Below are 20385 nucleotides of genomic sequence, written 5' to 3'. Positions count from 1 at the left end.
CGATGGCGCGGTCATATAAAAAAGGCAACACCGAAGTGTTGCCTTTTTGTATGGGTTAGTGAAACGTGGCGTGAAAACTAGGCGCGATCTTCCCACTCTTGCGCTCTTGCAACCGCTTTCTTCCATCCTTCATATTTATAATTACGTTCTGTTGTTTCAATCCCCGGTTTGAAGACGCGTTCGATGCTTGCTTTTGATTGCAGTTCATCAAGGCTATTCCAAAAACCAACGGCTAAGCCGGCTAGGTACGCGGCACCTAAAGCGGTGCTCTCACGCACTTGAGGACGCTCAACAGAAGTCCCTAAAATATCCGCTTGGAATTGCATTAAGAAGTTGTTTGCGACCGCACCGCCATCAACACGTAGCGCTGCAAGGCGTGTTTCAGCATCCGCTTGCATTGCATCCAACACATCACGAGTTTGGTAAGCGATGGACTCCAGTGTGGCACGAATAATATGATTACGGTTTGCACCACGTGTTAAGCCAAAAATAGCCCCACGAGCATACGGATCCCAGTATGGTGCCCCTAAGCCAGTAAAAGCAGGTACAACGTAGACACCGTTACTGTCTTTGACTTTGGTGGCGAAATACTCGGAGTCAGTCGATTCATCGATCAGCTTCAACTCATCTCGTAGCCATTGAATGGATGCGCCACCGACGAAAACAGCCCCTTCCAGTGCATAATTGACTTCACCTCTTGGACCACAAGCGATTGTGGTAAGTAGGCCATGATTTGAACGAACCGCAGTTTCACCCGTATTCATCAATAAGAAACAACCGGTGCCATAGGTATTTTTTGCCATACCCTGTTTCACGCATAATTGGCCATAGAGTGCTGCTTGTTGGTCACCAGCCATACCTGAAATAGGAATACGTGTTCCACCTTTACCACCGATGTTAGTTTGCCCATACACCTCAGATGATGGACGAACCTCGGGTAGCATTGCTCGTGGGATATTTAAGGCTTTTAAAATCTTATCATCCCATTCCAGATTGCGGATATTGAACATCATGGTACGGGAAGCATTGGTATAATCTGTTACGTGAACACGCCCTTGCGTCATTTTCCAGACAAGCCAAGTATCGACTGTGCCAAACAGCAGTTCTCCTTTTTCAGCACGTTCACGTGCCCCTTCCACATGGTCCAAAATCCATTTGACCTTGGTGCCGGAGAAGTATGGGTCAACAACCAGCCCAGTGTTTTGACGAATATACTCTTCTAGTTCCCGATCATTTTGTTTGAGATGCGTACAAAAATCAGCGGTACGGCGGCACTGCCAAACAATGGCATTATAAATTGGCTTACCTGTCGCTTTTTCCCAAACAATGGTTGTTTCACGTTGGTTGGTGATCCCGATACCCGCAACTTCGTCGGTACGAATATCTGCTTTCGCCAAGACTTCAATCAGTGTTGAGCTTTGTGATGCCCAGATTTCCATCGGGTCATGTTCTACCCAGCCTGGCTTAGGGTAGATTTGGGTGAATTCACGTTGAGAAATACTGATAATGTTGGCGTCGTGATCGAGTACAACGGCCCGCGAACTGGTTGTTCCCTGATCAAGAGCGACAATATATTTTTTCTCGATATTTGTTTCTGTTGTCATAATTTAAACCTGTTCCGGTGATGATTAAACGTTTTTACTCGCTGTTTTTGATTGCTCGTCTTTTTTCGTATGAATGAAACCGGGTAAATGACGAGTAATCAGCATGCGATAACCAAATGCACCAATTAACGCACCTACAATAGGAGCAATTAATGGGACAAGAAAATAAGGAATTTCACGGCCACCCGTGAGCGCAATGTCTCCCCAACCAGCAAAATAGGCGACAACTTTAGGGCCAAAATCACGAGCTGGGTTTAAGGCAAATCCTGTCAGTGGTCCGAAAGAACCACCAATAACAGCGATTAATATACCAATTAGAAGAGGTGCTAAAGGACCGCGTGGAATACCATTACCATCGTCAGTGAGTGCCAAGATTAGGCAAAGTAGAATCGCGGCGATAACGACTTCAATAAAGAAGGCATGCATTTCGCTTAGCTGTGGTGCTGGGTAAGTGGAGAAAACACCCGCAGTAAAGAGACTTTCTTGTGTGCCGCGAACAATGTGATGAACTTGGTCGTAGTCAATGAATACAGGGGAGTACATGGCGTAAACTAAGGCAGCAGCAAAAAAGCCGCCTAACATTTGCGCAACAATATAAGGGGCAACTTTATGTCTTTCGAAACTCGCGAATAACCATAATGCGATGGTTACAGCTGGGTTAAGGTGAGCTCCGGAAATACCGGCTGTTAGATATACAGCGAGAGCAACACCAAAGCCCCAAATAATACTGATTTCCCAGAGACCGAGTTGTGCTCCCGCGATACGGACGGCAGCAACGCAGCCTAATCCGAAGAATACGATGAGTGCAGTACCTAAAAATTCTGATATGCACTGACCTGTAAGTGTAGTTGTGGTCGTTTGGCTCATATCTTTCTATCCTACGAAAATTAAAATTATTGTAATGTTTTTCAGATTAAGATCTTCAAAGTGAAAACCTATAGTGTAAATTTATCGTTAATGAGCGCAAACGAGAAATATCGAAATTGAAATATGTGTGTTACATCACCAAAACGAAAAAGAACGACCAAAAATAGTGACGTAATCGACCTTTACAATGTGATCCGACCAGTGTTTTAAAATAAGTGATTAAGGGAATCAGAGTCAAGCTACTAGACACAGGGGATCATGCTACTTACAATCGATAATAAAGCTTACATGGGAGGTTAGAAGAATGTCATTTGAAGTATTTGAGAAATTAGAAGCAAAAGTCCAACAAGCGATTGATACAATCACATTGTTGCAAATGGAAATCGATGAACTGAAAGATAAAAATAGTGCACTCGTTCAAGAACTCGATAACGCGAAATCAGGTACTGAGTCACTCGTACGTGAAAATGAGCAACTGAAACAAGAGCAGCAGACTTGGCAAGAAAAGTTGCGTGGGTTGCTCGGCAAAATGGAAGAAGTTTAAATACCCGTTATGTTTCGCGCCGCAGCAGTGCTGGCATCTTTCGGTTGCCTGAAGCATATCTAGTGTATGTTCATCGGGGTCACTTGCGAATCGCTGCCTAGCTGCAACTCGAATAATTTAGGGTATTCAGTTAACGAGTTTCAATTCGTTAGAGCGGTATGTTTATTCATCAAGATAACAGTAATTTGGTGTTTAACGGCAACACAGGCTAGTTAGAGCGTTATACATTCAAGACGTTATGACGCCGTGTATGTTTGCCGTCATAGCTTGTGATGGCGACCCAGTTACAATACGAACGGTGTAGAGTATTTGGGAGAGTAATAGCTTTAATCATTTATAGCTGTTACTGATACTTGTAGGTGACATATTGGTATTAAAAGCTGACATGCTTGATGGGGGAGTGAGATTAACACCGCTACCCTTTGTGATATAGATACAGCAAAACGTGTTCTACCGAAAAGAAGGGCCGATATCATCATCGGCCCTTCTTTTTTAATGGAATTTGTTTATTTAAGGCCTAGAGGTCTTCATCGTCAATGACTTCAAAACCTGCACTATCCTGCGTTGCAAGAGGCTCTTCTGACAGAATAATGCCTGTATTATCGGCATAAAGGTAGTCACCAGAGAAGAAGGTAACGCCGCCAAAATTAACGCGGATATCACTTTCCCCAATCCCTTCATCTGGGCAACCGCTCGGTATTGCAGCAATGGCTTGAATACCCAGATCGAGCTCCATCAATGCATCCACTTGGCGTACAGCACCGTATATCACAATGCCTTCCCAGTGGTTATCGACCGCTAATCTAGCGAGCTCTGCATCAATGAGTGCTTTACGCACAGAACCGCCCCCATCGACGAGGAGAATACGACCATGGCCATCTTCTTCCAGCAAATCATACAGTAGGCCATTGTCTTCAAAGCACTTAACCGTAATGATTTGACCGCCAAATGAAGTACGCCCACCAAAATTGGAAAATAGAGGCTCTACCACATTGACGCTTTCTTGGTAGATATCACAGAGTTCGGAAGTATCATATTTCATAGTGTATAGGTCTTTTTTTGCTGCAAGAGAGATAAAGTATATCCCTTTTAAGAGGTGATTGGCAAAATTCACCTCTTAAAAATAGGGGAGTCTAGTCAAAAAATAAGCAATTATTTACTCAATACTACACCGATAGAAAAGAGAACGTTAGTGAATAGTGCTGCTTTCACCATGTTTTCTAGCATCGGACGCATGCCTTCGGGTGTCGGATCACTGAGTACACGGCGAATATGATTCATCAACATAGGCACCGCCAGTAAAAATAACCAGCCGGCCCAACCGTGCAGATACAGTAAATTAAAGAAAGCTAGGCATAAAATCGCGATAATAATGATAGCTGCGTGATAGATCCTCGCACCTTGAGGGCCTAAACGTACCGCGAGGGTATTTTTGCCCGCTTTAATATCATTTTCGATATCGCGCATATTGTTAATATTGAGCACTGCAACTGAAAGTAATCCACATGCCGTTGCAGGTAAGAACGTGATCATATTAAAGCTGTTGGATTGCAAATAATATGTGCCAATAACACTGAGCCAGCCGAAGAAAATAAGAACAGAAATATCCCCTAAGCCTAGGTAACCATAAGGTTTTTTACCAACGGTATAGGTGATTGCCGCAACAATTGCAACTAACCCTAACACTAAGAAGCCGATAGCGTCTTCTGGTTTTTCACAAGCGACTATAATTAACAGCAGCCCTGAAATACAGGCAGCGATAATATTAATTTTGAGCGCTTTTTTCATATCTGCTTGGGTGATGACCCCTTTTTGCATGCCACGCAAAGGGCCTATACGTTCGGCAGTGTCAGAGCCTTTCACGGCATCGCCGTAATCATTAGCAAGGTTAGACAATATTTGCAGTAAACCTGCTGTAATGAGTGCTAAAAGGGCAACTGGCCACTTAAACGTGCCCATTAAATAGGTTAACGCAGAGCCAGTGATAATCGCAATCACCCCTAGAGGCAGGGTTTTAGGGCGTAAACTTTCTAGCCAGGCCTGCTTACGGCTAATAGAAGTAGATGAGCTCATTCAATAATTTCACAGGTTTGTTATGTTCAATATCATTAATAAGCCCTCACATGACATACCTTATGACTCTCGTTTCATGAGAGCGTCCTCATGGACAGCATAGGTCATGGTTTTGTGAGAAGCTGAATATTTGCTGCTTAATCTCATATTATAAAGTACAACGATGAATCACCGTTGTACTTTATTAGATGCATATTAAGGATACATGAAAACCTGATAATTAATAAGCTTATAAAATAAATCTACTCAGATCTTCATCAGCCACTAATTCATCTAGGTGTTGTCTGACGTATGCCGCGTCAATGTGAATGGTTTGACCGTTACGTTCACTCGCATCATAGGAGATATCCTCCATTAGACGCTCTAAAACAGTATGTAAGCGACGAGCACCAATATTTTCAGTCGACTCATTCACTTGCCATGCGGCTTCTGCAATGCGGCGAATACCATCTTCTGTGAACTCAATTGTGACACCTTCTGTTGCCATTAAGGCTTTGTATTGTTCAGTCAGCGAGGCATTTGGCTCCGTCAGAATACGTACAAAGTCTTCTGTCGTCAGTGCCTGTAGTTCAACTCGAATTGGCAAACGACCCTGTAATTCAGGGATCAGGTCAGAAGGGCTAGAGACTTGGAATGCCCCAGAAGCGATAAACAGAATATGATCTGTTTTGACCATGCCATGCTTAGTTGAAACAGTACACCCTTCGATCAATGGCAGTAAGTCACGCTGGACACCTTCACGGGAAACATCAGGGCCGGAGCTTTGTCCACCCCGTTTACAGATTTTATCGAACTCATCGATAAATACGATGCCGTGTTGCTCAACCGCTTCGATAGCCTGCTCTTTCAACTCTTCAGGGTTGACTAACTTGGCTGCTTCTTCTTCAACCAAAAGTTTAAAAGCTTCTTTTATCGTCATCTTACGTGCTTTTTGTTTTTGGCCCGCAAGGTTTTGAAACATAGATTGCAGCTGATTAGTCATCTCTTCCATACCTGGAGGAGCCATGATTTCAACGCCCATTGGCGCGGCAGCAACTTCAATTTCAATTTCTTTATCGTCTAACTGGCCTTCACGTAGTTTTTTACGGAAAGATTGACGCGCTGGTGAGTGCCCATCAACAGGCTCTGATTGGCCCCAGTTATTTTTTGCTGGTGGAATCAAGACATCGAGAATACGCTCTTCGGCTAATTCTTCTGCACGATACCGATTTTTTTCGATAGATTGCTGACGTACCATTTTGACAGCAGAGTCTGCGAGGTCACGGATGATAGAGTCTACTTCTTTACCAACATAGCCAACTTCAGTGAATTTTGTTGCTTCAACTTTGATGAAGGGGGCATTAGCAAGCTTTGCCAGACGGCGTGCAATTTCCGTTTTACCAACACCAGTTGGTCCAATCATTAAAATATTTTTTGGCGTGACTTCATGGCGCAACGTTTCATTCAGTTGCATACGACGCCAACGGTTACGCAGGGCGATTGCGACAGAACGTTTTGCCTTATTTTGACCAATAATATGGTTATCAAGTTCGCTAACTATTTCGCGTGGAGTCATTTCGGACATACAGGCAATCCTTATGATTTTGAAGAAATTTCTTCAAAGTTGACATTGTGGTTGGTATAGATACAGATATCACCGGCGATAGACAGTGCTTTTTCAGCAATTTCACGAGCACTTAAGTCGGTATTTTCAAGTAATGCGCGTGCAGCGGCTTGTGCATATGAGCCACCTGAACCTATAGCAATTAAATCATTCTCTGGCTGAACGACATCACCATTCCCTGTAATAATGAGGGAGGTATGTTCATCAGCAACAGCAAGTAGCGCTTCGAGTTTGCGTAGCATGCGGTCAGTACGCCAATCTTTCGCTAGCTCAACAGCAGCTTTAGTTAAATGGCCTTGATGTAGCTCAAGCTTGCGCTCAAACAACTCAAAAAGAGTGAATGCGTCAGCAGTGCCACCGGCAAATCCGGCAATAACTTTGTCGTTATATAAGCGACGAACTTTGCGGACATTGCCTTTCATGACGGTATTACCCATCGTCGCCTGCCCATCTCCACCAATTACGACCTGGCCATTACGGCGAACACTTACGATTGTTGTCATGAGTTAGCCCCTGGTTTTATGACGAAAAAATGCGGCGTATTAATTTTCCCAATTACCGACCTTCTTAAATCGGTAACTGGAAATAAACAAAATGCTGTAATAGCCGCTCTTGATAGTACGTTACAACAGTACATGGGGGAGGGGATTATATTTTTCAACCCCCAGAGGCACGAAGAATACAACCAGAAACACCGACGCTACTTGCTCGATCGCGCATTTTTTCTGCTGTTGCCTTAGAATAAGGGCCAAGCACAATACGATGCCAACCACCACCAACAGTGATTCTGCTCTCGATTCCCGAGAATGCGAGAGTGGCTCGGACAGATTCAGCCTGCTCGGCAGTACGGAAAGAGCCACATTGTACGAGCATATTTTGTAAATTATTGGCTGGCTTACTTTCAGATTGTGCAGGTGACGACTGCGCTGGTTGTGTAGAACGCGTCTCTGTTTTTGTCTCAGGCGGCGTTGTAGGCTTGTGCCGCACGGGTGGACTCACCGGCTGAGTTGGCTCATTGATGATCACTTGTGAGCGCGGTACAGGCTGCCCGTTATAAGGAACCTCCTGTAAATTGGTTACAGGACCACGTCTATCTGAATCAATTTGCTCCAAGAGCTGACGCTGTTCAGGTGTCAGATCGGATGGACGCATTATATTGCCATTCTGGCTGTTTGGTTGCTGAATATTTGGCGTATCAACACCACGTCGTTCCAGCTCTTTAATATAGCGCCAGCGCTCCTCGGGTTTTGGCGGCAGAGTATTGGTCGGCGCTGACGGTGGATTAGCCCCCACATTCTGCGGCGACTCTTTTTTATTTTGAGTGATATAGAAAAGGCCACCAACAAATAAAACCACAATGCCGACGGCAACGACCAATGTCGTTATCGGCAGTCCTTGTGCTTTCTTTGATTTACCTTTACTGGTTTTTCGGCGGGCTGGTGACCGCCCACGAGCTACATAATCTTTTTGTGCCACGCTGTTAATTCACTAGTTTATTGAGTGTCTGTGATTATTCAGTTTTATACTTGCATATCTCAAGCTGTAGTTGATTCGTTAGGCTGATTGACAATAATGGCCTATTGTTGCAGGCATTTCACTATTGTTCGGATCACCACTTAAGCTGCACCTTGAATAAGTTAGGACATACATGTTACTTAACCTGAACGACTTTGCCTAGCTTTTAGGCGCTTTTGCACTCTCTCTGATGATTAAATCAGAATCTAGGAGGCGAGAACCCGGAGTGACACTATTACCCTGTAGTTGTTCAAGCAGCAATAACATAGCATGTCGACCAATTTCATCTCGGGGATGGTTAATGGTTGTTAATGCCGGCAGTGTATACTTGGCTTGTTCTAAATTATCAAACCCGACGATAGATAAATCGTCAGGTAGCGTTAAACCTAATTTTTTAGCCTGCCACATGGCGCCGATTGCCATAATATCGCTATGACAAAAAATAGCGGTAGGAGGTTCCGGTAGCGATAGCAGAGTTTTGACTGCTTCAGCGCCACTTTCATGGGTAAAATCGCCTCGAACAATATAATATTCCCGTAATTTTTCGCCGGTACGTAGCATCGCTTTTTTATAACCTTCTAAACGATATTGGCTGTGAGGCATATGCTCAGGCCCTGCAATACATGCAATGCGCTTATGACCTAATTTTTGTAAATAATGGGTGGCATTAAAGGCTGATGTTAGGTTATCGATATGAACAGTCGGTAATTTTAATTCAGGCGAGAATTCGTTAGCCATAACGATTGGCGGTAAATTTTTTTGTTCTTCTGCGGATACATCAAACGGTAAGTTCGACCCTAACAGTACCATCCCATCGATTTGCTTTGTGATGATTAGATTAATAAAAGCGTTTTCTTGCTTTTGCTGATGTTTGCAGTCACCAATCAGTACAAAATAGCCTTCTTGTGCGGCAACTTTTTCAAGTCCACAAATAACATCACTAAAAAAAGGGTCGCTAATATCAGGCACTATCGCCAAGATCGTTTTCGATTCGTTACGTTTGTAGCTTCTCGCTAGGCTGTGTGGATAATAGCCCACGTCCATCACTGCTTGCTCGACTTTTTGACGAGTTTGTAATGAGACCTTTTCAGGCGTCATTAATGTTCTAGAGACAGTCGCCGTTGATACGCCCGCTGCTTTAGCAACATCTTTCATGGTTGCAGTAGCATTTTGTTGTTTTTGTTCCACAACGCCTTCCTTACGTTTAGTTAATCGATTGCTTTTTTTGAATGGCGCAAAGACGTCATCGCTTCAAGTAACGAGTTATTCTAATTGGTTTAACAATAATATCTGTTACCTAGTTTACATAAAAACTGTGACTCACGTCATTTTTTAGAGCTGGTTCGCAAATATTGAAAATAGTTAGCATAAAGTTTCTGAATAAAAAGGAGGGATAATATCTGGTGAGTCAGTTTGTATGATTGCAGGTGATCGCAGGAAAAAAGTGCGGCTATTTGCATATCAAAAGAGGCTGGGAACGGTCGAGCCATGTCGAGTGTGATTCACGGTCATTGCAATAACATAAGCAGCACTTCAAACGGGTAGGCTTTGCTTACTGTTAAACTCACCGGTAGGGCGGGCCTGATGTTGTTAATTCCCCTAAACACCCTATTGGCCTTGCTAAACGATATTACCTTTATTCTTGGTAAGAACCTCTGACACGCCATTCAACCCATCGTGAGTATTTTAGAAAATCTATAAAATCAATAAATTTTGCTTACTGGAAGTAAGTGTTTTTACGCAAGTAAACACAATAATCTACATGTCGAATACATAATCAAAACTCATCTATGATGTTTAGAATATTTTATAAAAATTTTAAATTATCAGACACTGAGCAGCTCATGATCTGAAGCTCAGAAGGTTTAGTCTTAACAAATGTACTACCTGAGATATTTGAGGAAGACATAATTGCATTATCAAATATACAGTCTTCAAAATAGCAGTTGTAAAAATTACATTTTTTTAAACTCGCATTAGTGAAATCACATTTGATAAATTTTTTACCATTGGCTAAAACATCTTTCATGTCGGAGTTAATAAACTGACAGGAAAAAAAATCAGCATTTAATTTTGATGACTCAAATTTTGCTCCACTGAAATTACATTTTGTAAATTTTTCAGCCAAGTTAGCAGGCATCTGTGAACCAATAAAGTTGCAATCTTCAAGTATTGAACTAATAAATCCAGTTACTCCTCTTGATGGTCCGTACTTATCTTTATTACCACTTATTACCCGTGAATAAGAAAAATCAATATTTGAGATATAGTGGTAATGAATAGGCTCTCTAAAAACAAATCCTCTAAAATCTAGTTTATTATTATCGGTGGACCCAAAAGGAGCCATATTCCAACGAGCATTAATAATATTTTTGTCTCTCCAATCTTCCTTTTTAAACATGGCGTTTATCTTAAAGTTCAGCTCATCAGTCCATCTCTCTACCATTTCTTTTTTTAATTTATTATTCATATAAAATAACCTCTATTGATAAAGAATATTAATCAACCAATCCGTAACATCGTCAATATTATATTTACTCATTTTAGATGCTTGCCCCGAAGTAGTTATATCAAATACAGCTACTTTTCCGTTTTATTATTACTTTTGGCGACCGCCTAGACGGTCACCTTTAATGAAAGGCAAATACACAAAATTATTTACAGGGTCTAATACCTCGGCAGTTTCTTATTTAAGAGATAATAGTTTAAAATCAAGAAAAGTATGATCAAATTTTACCGATAATAATTTTTCTTTAAAACTTTCAGATATCACGATATTAAACGCACTATTCCATTCATACAAACGAAAGGCATCTAAGTTTTTAGGTATCTTACTTTTATAAATAACAGGTTCAATAAAAAAACGCCCACGCTTTGACTCCCATGTTTCTGGAATATATCCCACAGGCCAGTGATCAACTTTAGAATGTTCCCAATCAACACAATCAATGTAATTAAATACATGCATCAATATATATTTTAAATGACTATCTCTATTAATAATTGGTATTGGCTGGACGCCGTTAACGTCAAAATCATCTGTACAAAAAATACTGTCATTAAATGCTAAGAATCTAGAGCCTGTTGAGGTAACTGGGGGAATCTTACCCTGACTTAATATATCGAAATATAAAACACCATTAAATCTCTCTTGGATAGCTGATAGTTTTACATCATTTAATTCATTTCCTTTATCATCTAAAAAAAATGGGCTTAGGTTCATATAACCTTTCCACTTTTTACTTGCAGGATTTATACCCAACTTATAATAATTCATTATTTATTAACCTTCGTCAATATATCATTAAGCCAAGAGCCTGGAGTGATAGCGTCAACTCTCAGTTGTTCAAGTTCTTTTCTATATTTACTATCACCTAACAGTCAGTGGGATCCACGTCAATATTCCACTTCACTTTGCGGCTTTCTGGTTGGCTCTGCAATTCAGGCAAAATTTGTGCGACAAATTGCTGCAAATAACCTCGTGATGGGTGTTGTAATAATAATTGCCAGCGAAAGCGACCACCTCGCTTAGCTTGGATCGATGGGGTAGGGCCTAAAATCCATAAACGGGGATCACTTTGCGGGTGTTCAGTAATATATTGGCGAACGTTTTGTAAAAATTGCCGAGCATCCTGATTATTGTGATCTTCTGAACGCAATAAAATATGGCTAGAAAACGGTGGTAGCATAGCGATGCGCCGCTCTTCCATCGCTTCTTGAGTAAATGCCTCATAGCCATTTTCTAATAGCGTTAGTAATAGTGGGTGCTCGGGGTGATGTGTTTGCAAAAATACTTCACCTTGTTTACCCGCGCGGCCTGCTCGTCCAGAAACTTGAACATAGAGTTGAGCAAATCGCTCGGCGGCTCTAAAGTCACTTGAAAACAGGGCGCCATCCACATCCAATAAAGCGACCAGCGTGACATCGGGAAAATGATGGCCTTTTGCCAACATTTGTGTGCCAATCAAAATTCGTGCTCCACCAGCATGTACTTCATTTAAATGCTGTTCAAGTTCCCCTTTACGGCTGGTGGTATCACGGTCAATACGCGTGACAGGTATGTCAGGGAATAATTCATTGATGCCTTCTTCCAATTGCTCTGTCCCCATACCAACAGGCACAAGGTGTGTTGAGCCGCAGTGTGGGCATTGGCGAGGCACGGGACGTTGGCTATCACAATGATGGCAGCGTAGCTGACGGAAATTTTGGTGTAAGGTGTAATAGTGATCGCAGCGTTGGCATTCCGCTATCCAGCCACATTCATGGCAGAGCAATGCGGGTGAGTAGCCTCGGCGATTTAAAAACAAAATAACCTGATTATTTTGCGCTAAATGCTGCTGAATATGCTTAATCAATAAATGGGATAAACCAAATTTAAGCGGTTGACCTTTTAAATCAATCAGATGTTGTGTCGCTGGACGCGCATTACCTGCTCGTAATGTTAAATTGAGTTGGCGATACTTTTTTTGCTGAACATTGGATAACGTTTCTAAAGAAGGCGTTGCTGTTCCCATGATAATCGGGATATTTTCTTTTTTAGCGCGGAAGACGGCGAGATCGCGCGCATGGTAACGCCAGCCATCCTGCTGTTTGTAAGAGTTGTCGTGCTCTTCATCAATAATAATGATGCCTAAACGAGCGAAAGGGGTAAACAGAGCGGAACGAGTTCCTATCACAATAGCGTTACTGCCTTGCTTCGCACGTAGCCACACGGCAAGGCGCTCACTATCATTTAATCCTGAATGGAGTACGTCCACGGGAGCATTAAATCGCTCTCGAAAACGGCTAATTGTTTGTGGGGTTAAGCCAATTTCAGGAACTAAAACCAGTGCTTGTTTACCTTGAGCGAGAATGTTTTCGAGTACGCTGAGATAAACCTCCGTTTTACCTGAACCAGTAATGCCGGCAAGAAGCCAAGGTGAAAAATGGTCATCTTCGGCACGAATAGCCCCAACAGCGGTAGCCTGTTCACTGTTTAAGCGTAGGCGTTCACCACTGACAGCAAATTGTGATTGCCATTTTTCAGTGATAGGTTGAACTGGATATAGCTCAATATATTCTTTCTTTTTCAGTGATTGTAATGCGCTTTCACTTAATTCTAATTCAGCGACTTGGTGACGATATACGGAGCGGCGGCGTAACAATGCTAACGCTTGTTGCTGTTTTGGTGAACGTTTTAATTCATTAAGGTCAAGTGCGCTGCCTTGTGGTGTTATCTGCCATTGCCAAATAGGTGAAAACTCCGCTGCCTTACCCTGTCGTAATAGAATGGGCAGTGCATGAAACAACACTTCGCCAATGGGGTAGTGATAATATTGTGCAGACCATAGTAATAGCTGCCATAAGTCATCAGGGAATAGCGTTTCTTTATCGAGAACAAGCTCAATGATTTTTAACTGATCTTCAGATAGTTCACTTGTATGGCTGTGATTGACCACCACGCCGAGCGCTTGGCGCTTTCCAAAAGGCACCATGACACGGCCACCTATGGGGGGAATGGGCATGTTGTCGGCTAAGCGATAGTCAAATGCACGATTTAAAGGAACAGGTAAAGCCACCTGAACGACGATCATAACTGGAGTTCCGTCTAGTTTTTATGCAATAATAGTTTAATTATTTTGTTAGAGTACCATAAAAACTACGTGGTTTTCATTGCGCGATAAACAGATTTTCTGTATGATCCGCCGCCTTTGGTATCTAATTTTGCCAATAAATCATTTTAATCAACACGACGTGTGGTGTCCGGCGTTAGGGCTGGAATGGCGACACGGCCTTAATAGAGGTTTTCCCATGAAAAAAGGTATTCACCCTAAATACGAAGAAGTTACTGCAACCTGCTCTTGCGGTAATGTTATGAAAATTAATTCAACAGCAGGTCACTCGCTGAACCTGGACGTTTGTGGTAGCTGCCACCCATTCTACACTGGTAAACAGCGTGACGTTGCTACTGGTGGTCGTGTTGATCGCTTTAACCAACGTTTCAGCATCCCAGGTTCTAAGAAGTAATCAAACCTGTGAAATGCGAAGAAAGGGAAACTTAGTTTCCCTTTTTTTATGCGCGTAATATGGCTGAAAATCATTTAACGCCTTCCAGTCATTGGGTTCTTACTGTGATAGGAGATCGACATTGACACTGTCATATTGTCGTCCGTTTATTGCCAATCGACACGGGGCATATTGTTGAGTTCTGGGTGACGTTAATATTGAGTCCAGCAACGGTGTAAGGGTTAACAGTACGCTCATCACCTTTATCATAGGCATACGCATCAATATAAGGGATGTAACCCGTAAACGCATCACGGTCACTGTTGAGTTTAATCTCTGTAGCCACTACTCCATCCACTGAGAACATCTCATGAATATCATGTTTGATATCCATTCCTAATTGCAGATCGGTGAGTTTGTTACCGATACGGCCATATTCTGCTGTAAATTCAGCATGTTTGGTTTTGGTATAGCGGTTATGGCAGCTATTTTTATAGGATAAAGTGACTTCAGGCATTCGCTGAGTTTGAGGCGTTACGGGAATACCATAACCAATACTGAGTTTTTTCTGCGTTTAAGAACGGGTCGTTAATGTCAATATGGGGATTATTAATCGGTTGATGGTACGCAAAATTAGCGTATGGGGTGATACGCTAATTGCGTGATGTCGCGATTAATACTTACGGCAGGGAGCCGGTGCGTATTGTGTATTAGCTGGGAACGGATTAGCTTCACATGCAGGTAAGGTTTCCTGTACTTCAAAAAAAGCGAGGCCAATCACGCCAATATTTCGAGCATCACCTTGTACGTTTTGATTCACGTAGGATGATTCAGGCGCTGCAAAACGAAATGCGGCAACGTGCTGACTATTCTTGCGAAAGCCTTCGATTGTCAGTTTCTTTCCTGGTCGAATTAAATAGCCTCTATTTCGGTAAGCGCCTGCTTGTCCATTGAGGACATCAAGGCCATCAACAGTAGTGACCACCTCATAGGTTCTATTTTTATCATTGTTAGTGATTTGTAGTGTATAACGCATCCCCTCTGTTGCTGGCAGTTTATATCCCTTTTGGGAATGGCGGTACATTGGCATGGCGCGTTTATTTTCATCGAGTATTTGGATCTCGAGAGGAGATGCGGCGATATAAGTTTGTGTTGCAATATGCTTTGGTACCGCTTCACCTTGATAATAAATAGTGGCGGCATCATAAGGTGTCTCTGTGAGGCGGCTGGCTGTCACACCCTGTACGGCAGAGTGAATATCTTCCCCCCACTGTGTGCCTAACGTTTTTGCGGTTGACGTTGGTTGGGGTTCCTGTGTTGCCGTAGAATTGATTGCTTGGCGTGGGTAAGAAGAGCATCCCGCTGTGAACAGCAAAACACTACTGAGTAGAGCAAATGAAGCCTGAGCGTATAAACCCATGGAGATTAACCTTTGTGCCTTTATAATTGATAGAGGAAAAACTCACTACAAGTATAAATAAACACAAAAAAGAGGGGCTGGGGGGAGTCTGAAATAAAAATAAATAGGAATAATCGCCCCTTATCCTACCGATTAAAAACCTTAATCTGCAATCAAGGCAAGTAGGATAAGGGGAAAGAGAATTAATATTCCCAAGTTTCTGGGTCAATACCAAGTTCGCGCATGATCTCTTTTGCTGCTTCAGGGATTTCATCACTACGCTCTTTACGCAAATCTTCATCATTTGGCAGAGGCTGTCCCGTGAAGGCGTGTAAGAAAGCTTCACACAGCAACTCACTGTTGGTTGCATGACGCAAGTTATTGATCTGTCTGCGAGTACGCTCATCAGTTAAAATTTTCAGTACCTTTAATGGGATCGATACTGTGATTTTTTTTACTTGCTCACTTTTTTTGCCATGTTCAGCATACGGACTGATATATTCACCGTTCCATTCAGCCATGAGTTACCTTGGTTAGTTTCATTGATAATAAAAAATAATATGCCCGTAATCTTTCCAAGAACAAGATATTTGTGTTCTTGAATGTAAAACCAGCATAGTCAGTTAGAATCTGCATAAAATATAATAATTTCTTTTGAAAATTATTATGTTAATTCATTTTGTACAAATTACAAACAATTTACGCATAATCTTTAGGGATGATTATTTCATTAGTTAGTATAAACGTAAAGAAGTTTGGACGTCTAGATATATTGACGTCCATACATCTAATGAGTATTATTTGACTTACCGTCAATCAGGAGAAGCGTTTATGTCCCTTAAATCGTCGACTATCGCCATTCATAATGGATTAAATGAAGATACGCAGTTTGGTTGCGTTGTTCCCCCTATTTACCTGTCGAGCACTTATAACTTCACAGGATTCAATGAGCCGAGAGTTCATGATTATTCACGTCGAGGAAATCCAGGACGTGATATTGTGCAAAGAACCATCGCACAGCTTGAAGGCGGTAGTGGTGCGGTAATGACTAACAGTGGAATGTCCGCATTACATCTTTTATGTACGGTGTTTTTACAGCCTGGTGACTTACTGGTCGCCCCTCATGATTGTTATGGTGGAAGTTATCGTCTCTTCAATAGCCAGCATCAACGAGGCGCTTATCAAGTACAGTTTGTTAATCAAAACAATCAAGATGAGCTACTTGCTGCACTGAAGAAAAAACCTAAATTGGTCCTGATCGAAACACCAAGTAACCCGCTACTGACTATTTATGATATTGAGCATATTGCGCGTTTAGCGCATGAAGTGGGGGCTTTCGTTGTTGTCGATAACACGTTTTTAAGCCCTGTTTTACAACAACCTATCGCGTTAGGGGCAGATTTTGTGGTGCATTCCTGTACAAAATATCTTAATGGGCATTCAGATATTATTGCGGGTGCAGTGATTGCCAAAGAGGAAAAATGGGCTTTAGAATTAGCGTGGTGGGCGAATAATATTGGTGTCACGGGTGGCGCATTTGATAGTTATCTGTTGTTAAGAGGGATACGAACGTTGTCTCCACGCATTAAGCAGCAACAAAGTAATGCGCTGGAAATCGTCAATTATCTTACAGCTCAACCATGGGTGAAAAAGTTATACTACCCAGCGTTACAAGACCATGCTGGTCATGAAATCGCGGTGAAACAGCAAAAAGGCTTTGGTGCGATGCTGAGCTTCGAGTTTAATGGCGATGAACAACAGTTGTGCCGTTTTTTGAGTGCATTAACATTGTTTACATTGGCGGAGTCATTAGGCGGTGTTGAAACATTGATCTCGCATACCGCAACGATGACCCATGCAGGGATGTCGGCAGAAGCACGTGCCGCCGCCGGTATTACCGATAGTCTACTCAGAATTTCTGTTGGGATCGAAGATAGTGAAGATTTGATCGCAGACTTAGAGAATGCATTTAGAGTTGCAGCGCAACGTTAGTGGAGTATTTGATGAGCGTACTGACAGCAGTTGAGGCGGGTCCATATCACCGCCAGTTACATAAATTTGGGGGGAGTAGTTTAGCCGATGTAAAATGTTACCAGCGAGTTGCTAACATTATGGCGAATTATAGTCAGCCTGGTGACTTAATGGTCGTTTCCGCCGCTGGCAGTACAACTAACCAGTTAATTAGCTGGTTGAAACTGAGTCAAAGTGATCGTATTTCTGCTCATCAAGTTCAGCAATACTTGCGTCGTTATCAGCAAGAGTTGATCAATGGGTTATTGTCTGAAGAAAAAGCGGCTCAACTAAATCATCAATTTGTTGAAGACCTAGAGCGTTTAAGTACTTTATTAGATAAACCTATTAATGATGCCTCTTATGCTGAGGTTGTCGGGCATGGTGAAATTTGGTCAGCGCGGCTCATGTCAGCCGTATTACAGGAAGCTGGCATGCAAAGCGAATGGCTGGATGCTCGTGCTTTTTTACGGGCAGAAAGAGCCGCTCAACCTCAGGTTGAAGAGTCGCAATCACGCCAATTATTGCAACAAATTTTAGTGCAGTATCCTAAGCATCGTCTCGTTGTAACCGGTTTTATTTCGCGTAACCAAGCGGGAGAAACCGTGCTATTAGGCCGTAATGGTAGCGATTACTCCGCCACGCAAGTCGGTGCATTAGCTAACACCGAAAAAGTGACAATTTGGAGTGATGTTGCGGGGGTTTATAGTGCGGATCCACGCAAAATTAAAGATGCTTGTTTATTACCATTATTACGGCTTGATGAAGCCAGTGAATTAGCTCGTCTTGCCGCCCCAGTCTTACACACACGGACACTACAGCCCGTTTCTGTCAGTAATATTGATTTGCAGTTGAGGTGTAGCTACCAGCCAGAGCAAGGGTCAACAAAAATTGAACGTGTTTTGGCCTCTGGCACAGGCGCTAAGATTGTAACCAGTCATGATGACGTCTGTTTGATTGAGTTGCGAATTGCACAAGGGCGTGATTTTAATCAGATATATAAAGATATTGATCTATTATTAAAGCGAACTCAATTACGCCCGTTGGCGCATGGCATTCACCCCGATAGAAACCTATTACAATTTTGCTATACCGCTGAAATTGTTGAAAGTGCGTTGGATGTGTTAGAAGAAGCGGCATTGCCGGGCACATTATCTCTTCGGGAAGGCTTTTCGCTGGTGGCACTCGTTGGTGCTGGTGTCTGTAAGAACCCACTGCATAGTCATCGTTTCTATGAAGAGTTAAAAGAACAACCAGTTGAATTTGTTTGGCATTCAGAAGAAGGTATCAGTTTAGTCGCGGTCTTGCGTTCAAATCAGACTGACCATGTTATTCAAGGCATGCATCAAAGCCTCTTTCGTGCTGAAAAACGTATAGGGTTGGTATTGTTTGGTAAAGGTAATATTGGTGCGCGTTGGTTGGAGCTGTTTGCCACAGAACAACCCAATATTTCAGCACGCAGTGATTTTGATTTTGTGTTGGCCGGCGTTGTCGATAGTCGCCGTAGCTTACTGAATTATCAAGGAATTGATCCTAGCCGTGCGTTAGCGTTTTTCGACGATGAAGCGATTGAGCATGAAGATGATAATCTCTTTTTATGGATGCGCGCACATCCATACGATGATTTAGTGGTGCTTGATGTGACCGCCAGCCAAGCGCTAGCAGAGAGTTATGTGGATTTCGCTAGCTATGGCTTCCATGTGATCAGCGCAAATAAAATTGCCGGCGCTGCACCAACACAACAGTATCGTCAGATCCGTGATGCATTCAGTAAGACAGGCCGTCATTGGTTATACAATGCGACGGTGGGAGCCGGTCTACCAATCAACCATACCGTACGCGATCTTAAAGAGAGCGGCGATGCAATTTTAGCGATTAGTGGTATTTTTTCAGGTACGCTGTCATGGCTGTTTTTACAGTTTGATGGTTCAGTGCCTTTTAGCGAGCTAGTCGAACAAGCATGGCAGCAAGGGCTGACGGAACCTGATCCTCGCATTGACCTTTCAGGTGAGGATGTTATGCGTAAATTGATTATTTTAGCACGCGAGGCGGGTTATGAAATTGAACCGAGTGATGTGCGTGTTGAATCCTTGGTGCCAGCGCAGGCAGAAGAGGGGTCTTTAGACGAGTTCTTTGAAAATAGTGCGGTCATTAATGAACAAATGCAGCAGCGTTTAGAAGCCGCTAAAGAAATGGGAATGGTATTGCGCTATGTTGCACGATTTGATGCGGTGAAAGGTCGCGCTCGTGTTGGTGTTGAAGCCGTTAAACCTGAACATCCACTCTCTTCTCTGCTACCAGGGGATAATGTGTTCGCGATAGAAAGTCGCTGGTATCGTGATAATCCATTAGTTATACGTGGCCCTGGTGCCGGCCGTGATGTAACTGCTGGAGCTATTCAATCAGACCTTAATCGGCTTTCACAATTGCTTTAATCAGTTTGATAGTTAGGCATCGCGATGGTGCCTACTATCACTATCCGTGATTTCCCTTATTTTTCTTCTCCTATTTTTCACCTTTTTGTTCTGATGATTTAATTCTTAAGCAATATTCATGTCTTGAAAGTGCTGAATCGACGATATATTGCGCTGAAACAATACTTAAATAAGAAAAACTAATAAGAATAAGGCTGTAATTAAATTTCAGAAAAATCCCCCAAAGTGCTTTTTTTCTGATATCTATATAGAGACAAGGGTAAAATTTGGCGGCTGTATCACAAAACAACAACTCTATCGCAGCCGATTGAAATTTAGTTACAGGAAATTAGGTCGCAGTCTGTTAACCG

Annotated in this window: 18 protein-coding genes; 4 read left to right on the top strand and 14 right to left on the bottom strand. The window is 42.5% G+C overall.

What is annotated here, in order from left to right; translation table 11 throughout:
* Positions 1-77: 77 nt before the first annotated feature.
* Together glpK and M1F03_RS18220 are read right to left on the bottom strand one after the other, a co-directional pair.
* Positions 78-1604, bottom strand: coding sequence for a glycerol kinase GlpK (glpK, locus tag M1F03_RS18225; RefSeq protein WP_154622272.1), 1527 nt, complete (start codon positions 1602-1604; stop codon positions 78-80).
* Between the two features lie 24 nt (positions 1605-1628).
* The gene (locus M1F03_RS18220; protein WP_154622271.1) at positions 1629-2471 is read right to left on the bottom strand and encodes an MIP/aquaporin family protein; all 843 of its coding nucleotides are present in this window, start codon (positions 2469-2471) and stop codon (positions 1629-1631) included.
* Positions 2472-2775: 304 nt separating this feature from the next.
* Here M1F03_RS18220 and zapB point away from each other — a divergent pair, with 304 nt between their 5' ends.
* Entirely contained in the window at positions 2776-3015 is a 240-nt protein-coding gene (zapB, locus tag M1F03_RS18215) for a cell division protein ZapB (RefSeq protein ID WP_154622270.1), read from the top strand.
* Between the two features lie 517 nt (positions 3016-3532).
* On the opposite strand, the gene rraA is transcribed toward zapB, so the two are convergent.
* The 9 genes from rraA to priA all read right to left on the bottom strand — a co-directional run bounded on the left by rraA (position 3533) and on the right by priA (position 13779).
* The gene (gene rraA / locus M1F03_RS18210; RefSeq protein ID WP_154622269.1) at positions 3533-4057 is read right to left on the bottom strand and encodes a ribonuclease E activity regulator RraA; all 525 of its coding nucleotides are present in this window, start codon (positions 4055-4057) and stop codon (positions 3533-3535) included.
* A gap of 110 nt (positions 4058-4167) precedes the next feature.
* Positions 4168-5088 carry a 1,4-dihydroxy-2-naphthoate polyprenyltransferase gene (locus tag M1F03_RS18205; RefSeq protein ID WP_154622268.1) on the bottom strand — a complete coding sequence of 307 codons (921 nt, stop codon included), beginning with the start codon at positions 5086-5088 and terminating at the stop codon, positions 4168-4170.
* Between the two features lie 229 nt (positions 5089-5317).
* Positions 5318-6652 carry an HslU--HslV peptidase ATPase subunit gene (gene hslU / locus M1F03_RS18200; RefSeq protein ID WP_154622267.1) on the bottom strand — a complete coding sequence of 445 codons (1335 nt, stop codon included), beginning with the start codon at positions 6650-6652 and terminating at the stop codon, positions 5318-5320.
* Between the two features lie 11 nt (positions 6653-6663).
* Positions 6664-7194 (bottom strand): ATP-dependent protease subunit HslV, encoded by a 531-nt coding sequence (gene hslV / locus M1F03_RS18195; protein WP_154622266.1) that lies wholly within the window; start codon positions 7192-7194, stop codon positions 6664-6666.
* A 154-nt stretch (positions 7195-7348) separates the two neighbouring features.
* A complete protein-coding gene (gene ftsN, locus M1F03_RS18190) occupies positions 7349-8167 on the bottom strand; it encodes a cell division protein FtsN (protein WP_163863346.1) in 819 nt (272 codons plus the stop codon).
* A 198-nt stretch (positions 8168-8365) separates the two neighbouring features.
* Entirely contained in the window at positions 8366-9394 is a 1029-nt protein-coding gene (cytR, locus tag M1F03_RS18185) for a DNA-binding transcriptional regulator CytR (RefSeq protein WP_196714160.1), read from the bottom strand.
* A 619-nt stretch (positions 9395-10013) separates the two neighbouring features.
* Positions 10014-10676 carry a pentapeptide repeat-containing protein gene (locus M1F03_RS18180; protein ID WP_249999503.1) on the bottom strand — a complete coding sequence of 221 codons (663 nt, stop codon included), beginning with the start codon at positions 10674-10676 and terminating at the stop codon, positions 10014-10016.
* Positions 10677-10892: 216 nt separating this feature from the next.
* A complete protein-coding gene (locus M1F03_RS18175; protein WP_251464788.1) occupies positions 10893-11483 on the bottom strand; it encodes a hypothetical protein in 591 nt (196 codons plus the stop codon).
* A 97-nt stretch (positions 11484-11580) separates the two neighbouring features.
* The gene (priA, locus tag M1F03_RS18170; protein ID WP_251464787.1) at positions 11581-13779 is read right to left on the bottom strand and encodes a primosomal protein N'; all 2199 of its coding nucleotides are present in this window, start codon (positions 13777-13779) and stop codon (positions 11581-11583) included.
* Between the two features lie 217 nt (positions 13780-13996).
* Between priA and rpmE the strand changes: the two genes are divergently transcribed.
* Positions 13997-14212: a 50S ribosomal protein L31 gene (gene rpmE / locus M1F03_RS18165; protein WP_154622565.1), complete on the top strand. Its 216-nt coding sequence runs from the start codon at positions 13997-13999 to the stop codon at positions 14210-14212.
* A gap of 130 nt (positions 14213-14342) precedes the next feature.
* Here the strand turns inward: rpmE and M1F03_RS18160 are convergent, their stop codons facing one another.
* From M1F03_RS18160 to metJ, 3 genes are all read right to left on the bottom strand, one after another.
* Complete coding sequence (locus M1F03_RS18160; RefSeq protein ID WP_251464786.1) at positions 14343-14708, bottom strand: hypothetical protein; 366 nt, start codon at positions 14706-14708, stop codon at positions 14343-14345.
* Between the two features lie 156 nt (positions 14709-14864).
* Complete coding sequence (locus M1F03_RS18155; RefSeq protein WP_196714156.1) at positions 14865-15611, bottom strand: hypothetical protein; 747 nt, start codon at positions 15609-15611, stop codon at positions 14865-14867.
* A gap of 182 nt (positions 15612-15793) precedes the next feature.
* Complete coding sequence (metJ, locus tag M1F03_RS18150) at positions 15794-16111, bottom strand: met regulon transcriptional regulator MetJ (RefSeq protein ID WP_004924597.1); 318 nt, start codon at positions 16109-16111, stop codon at positions 15794-15796.
* A 310-nt stretch (positions 16112-16421) separates the two neighbouring features.
* Between metJ and metB the strand changes: the two genes are divergently transcribed.
* Entirely contained in the window at positions 16422-17582 is a 1161-nt protein-coding gene (metB, locus tag M1F03_RS18145) for a cystathionine gamma-synthase (RefSeq protein WP_251464785.1), read from the top strand.
* 11 nt (positions 17583-17593) lie between these two features.
* Entirely contained in the window at positions 17594-20035 is a 2442-nt protein-coding gene (locus M1F03_RS18140; protein WP_247047159.1) for a bifunctional aspartate kinase/homoserine dehydrogenase II, read from the top strand.
* Positions 20036-20385: the final 350 nt, after the last annotated feature.

This window comes from Providencia sp. PROV080 (assembly GCF_033688105.1).
Taxonomy (GTDB): domain Bacteria; phylum Pseudomonadota; class Gammaproteobacteria; order Enterobacterales; family Enterobacteriaceae; genus Providencia; species Providencia zhejiangensis.
This window is presented reverse-complemented; position numbering and strand designations above follow the sequence as displayed.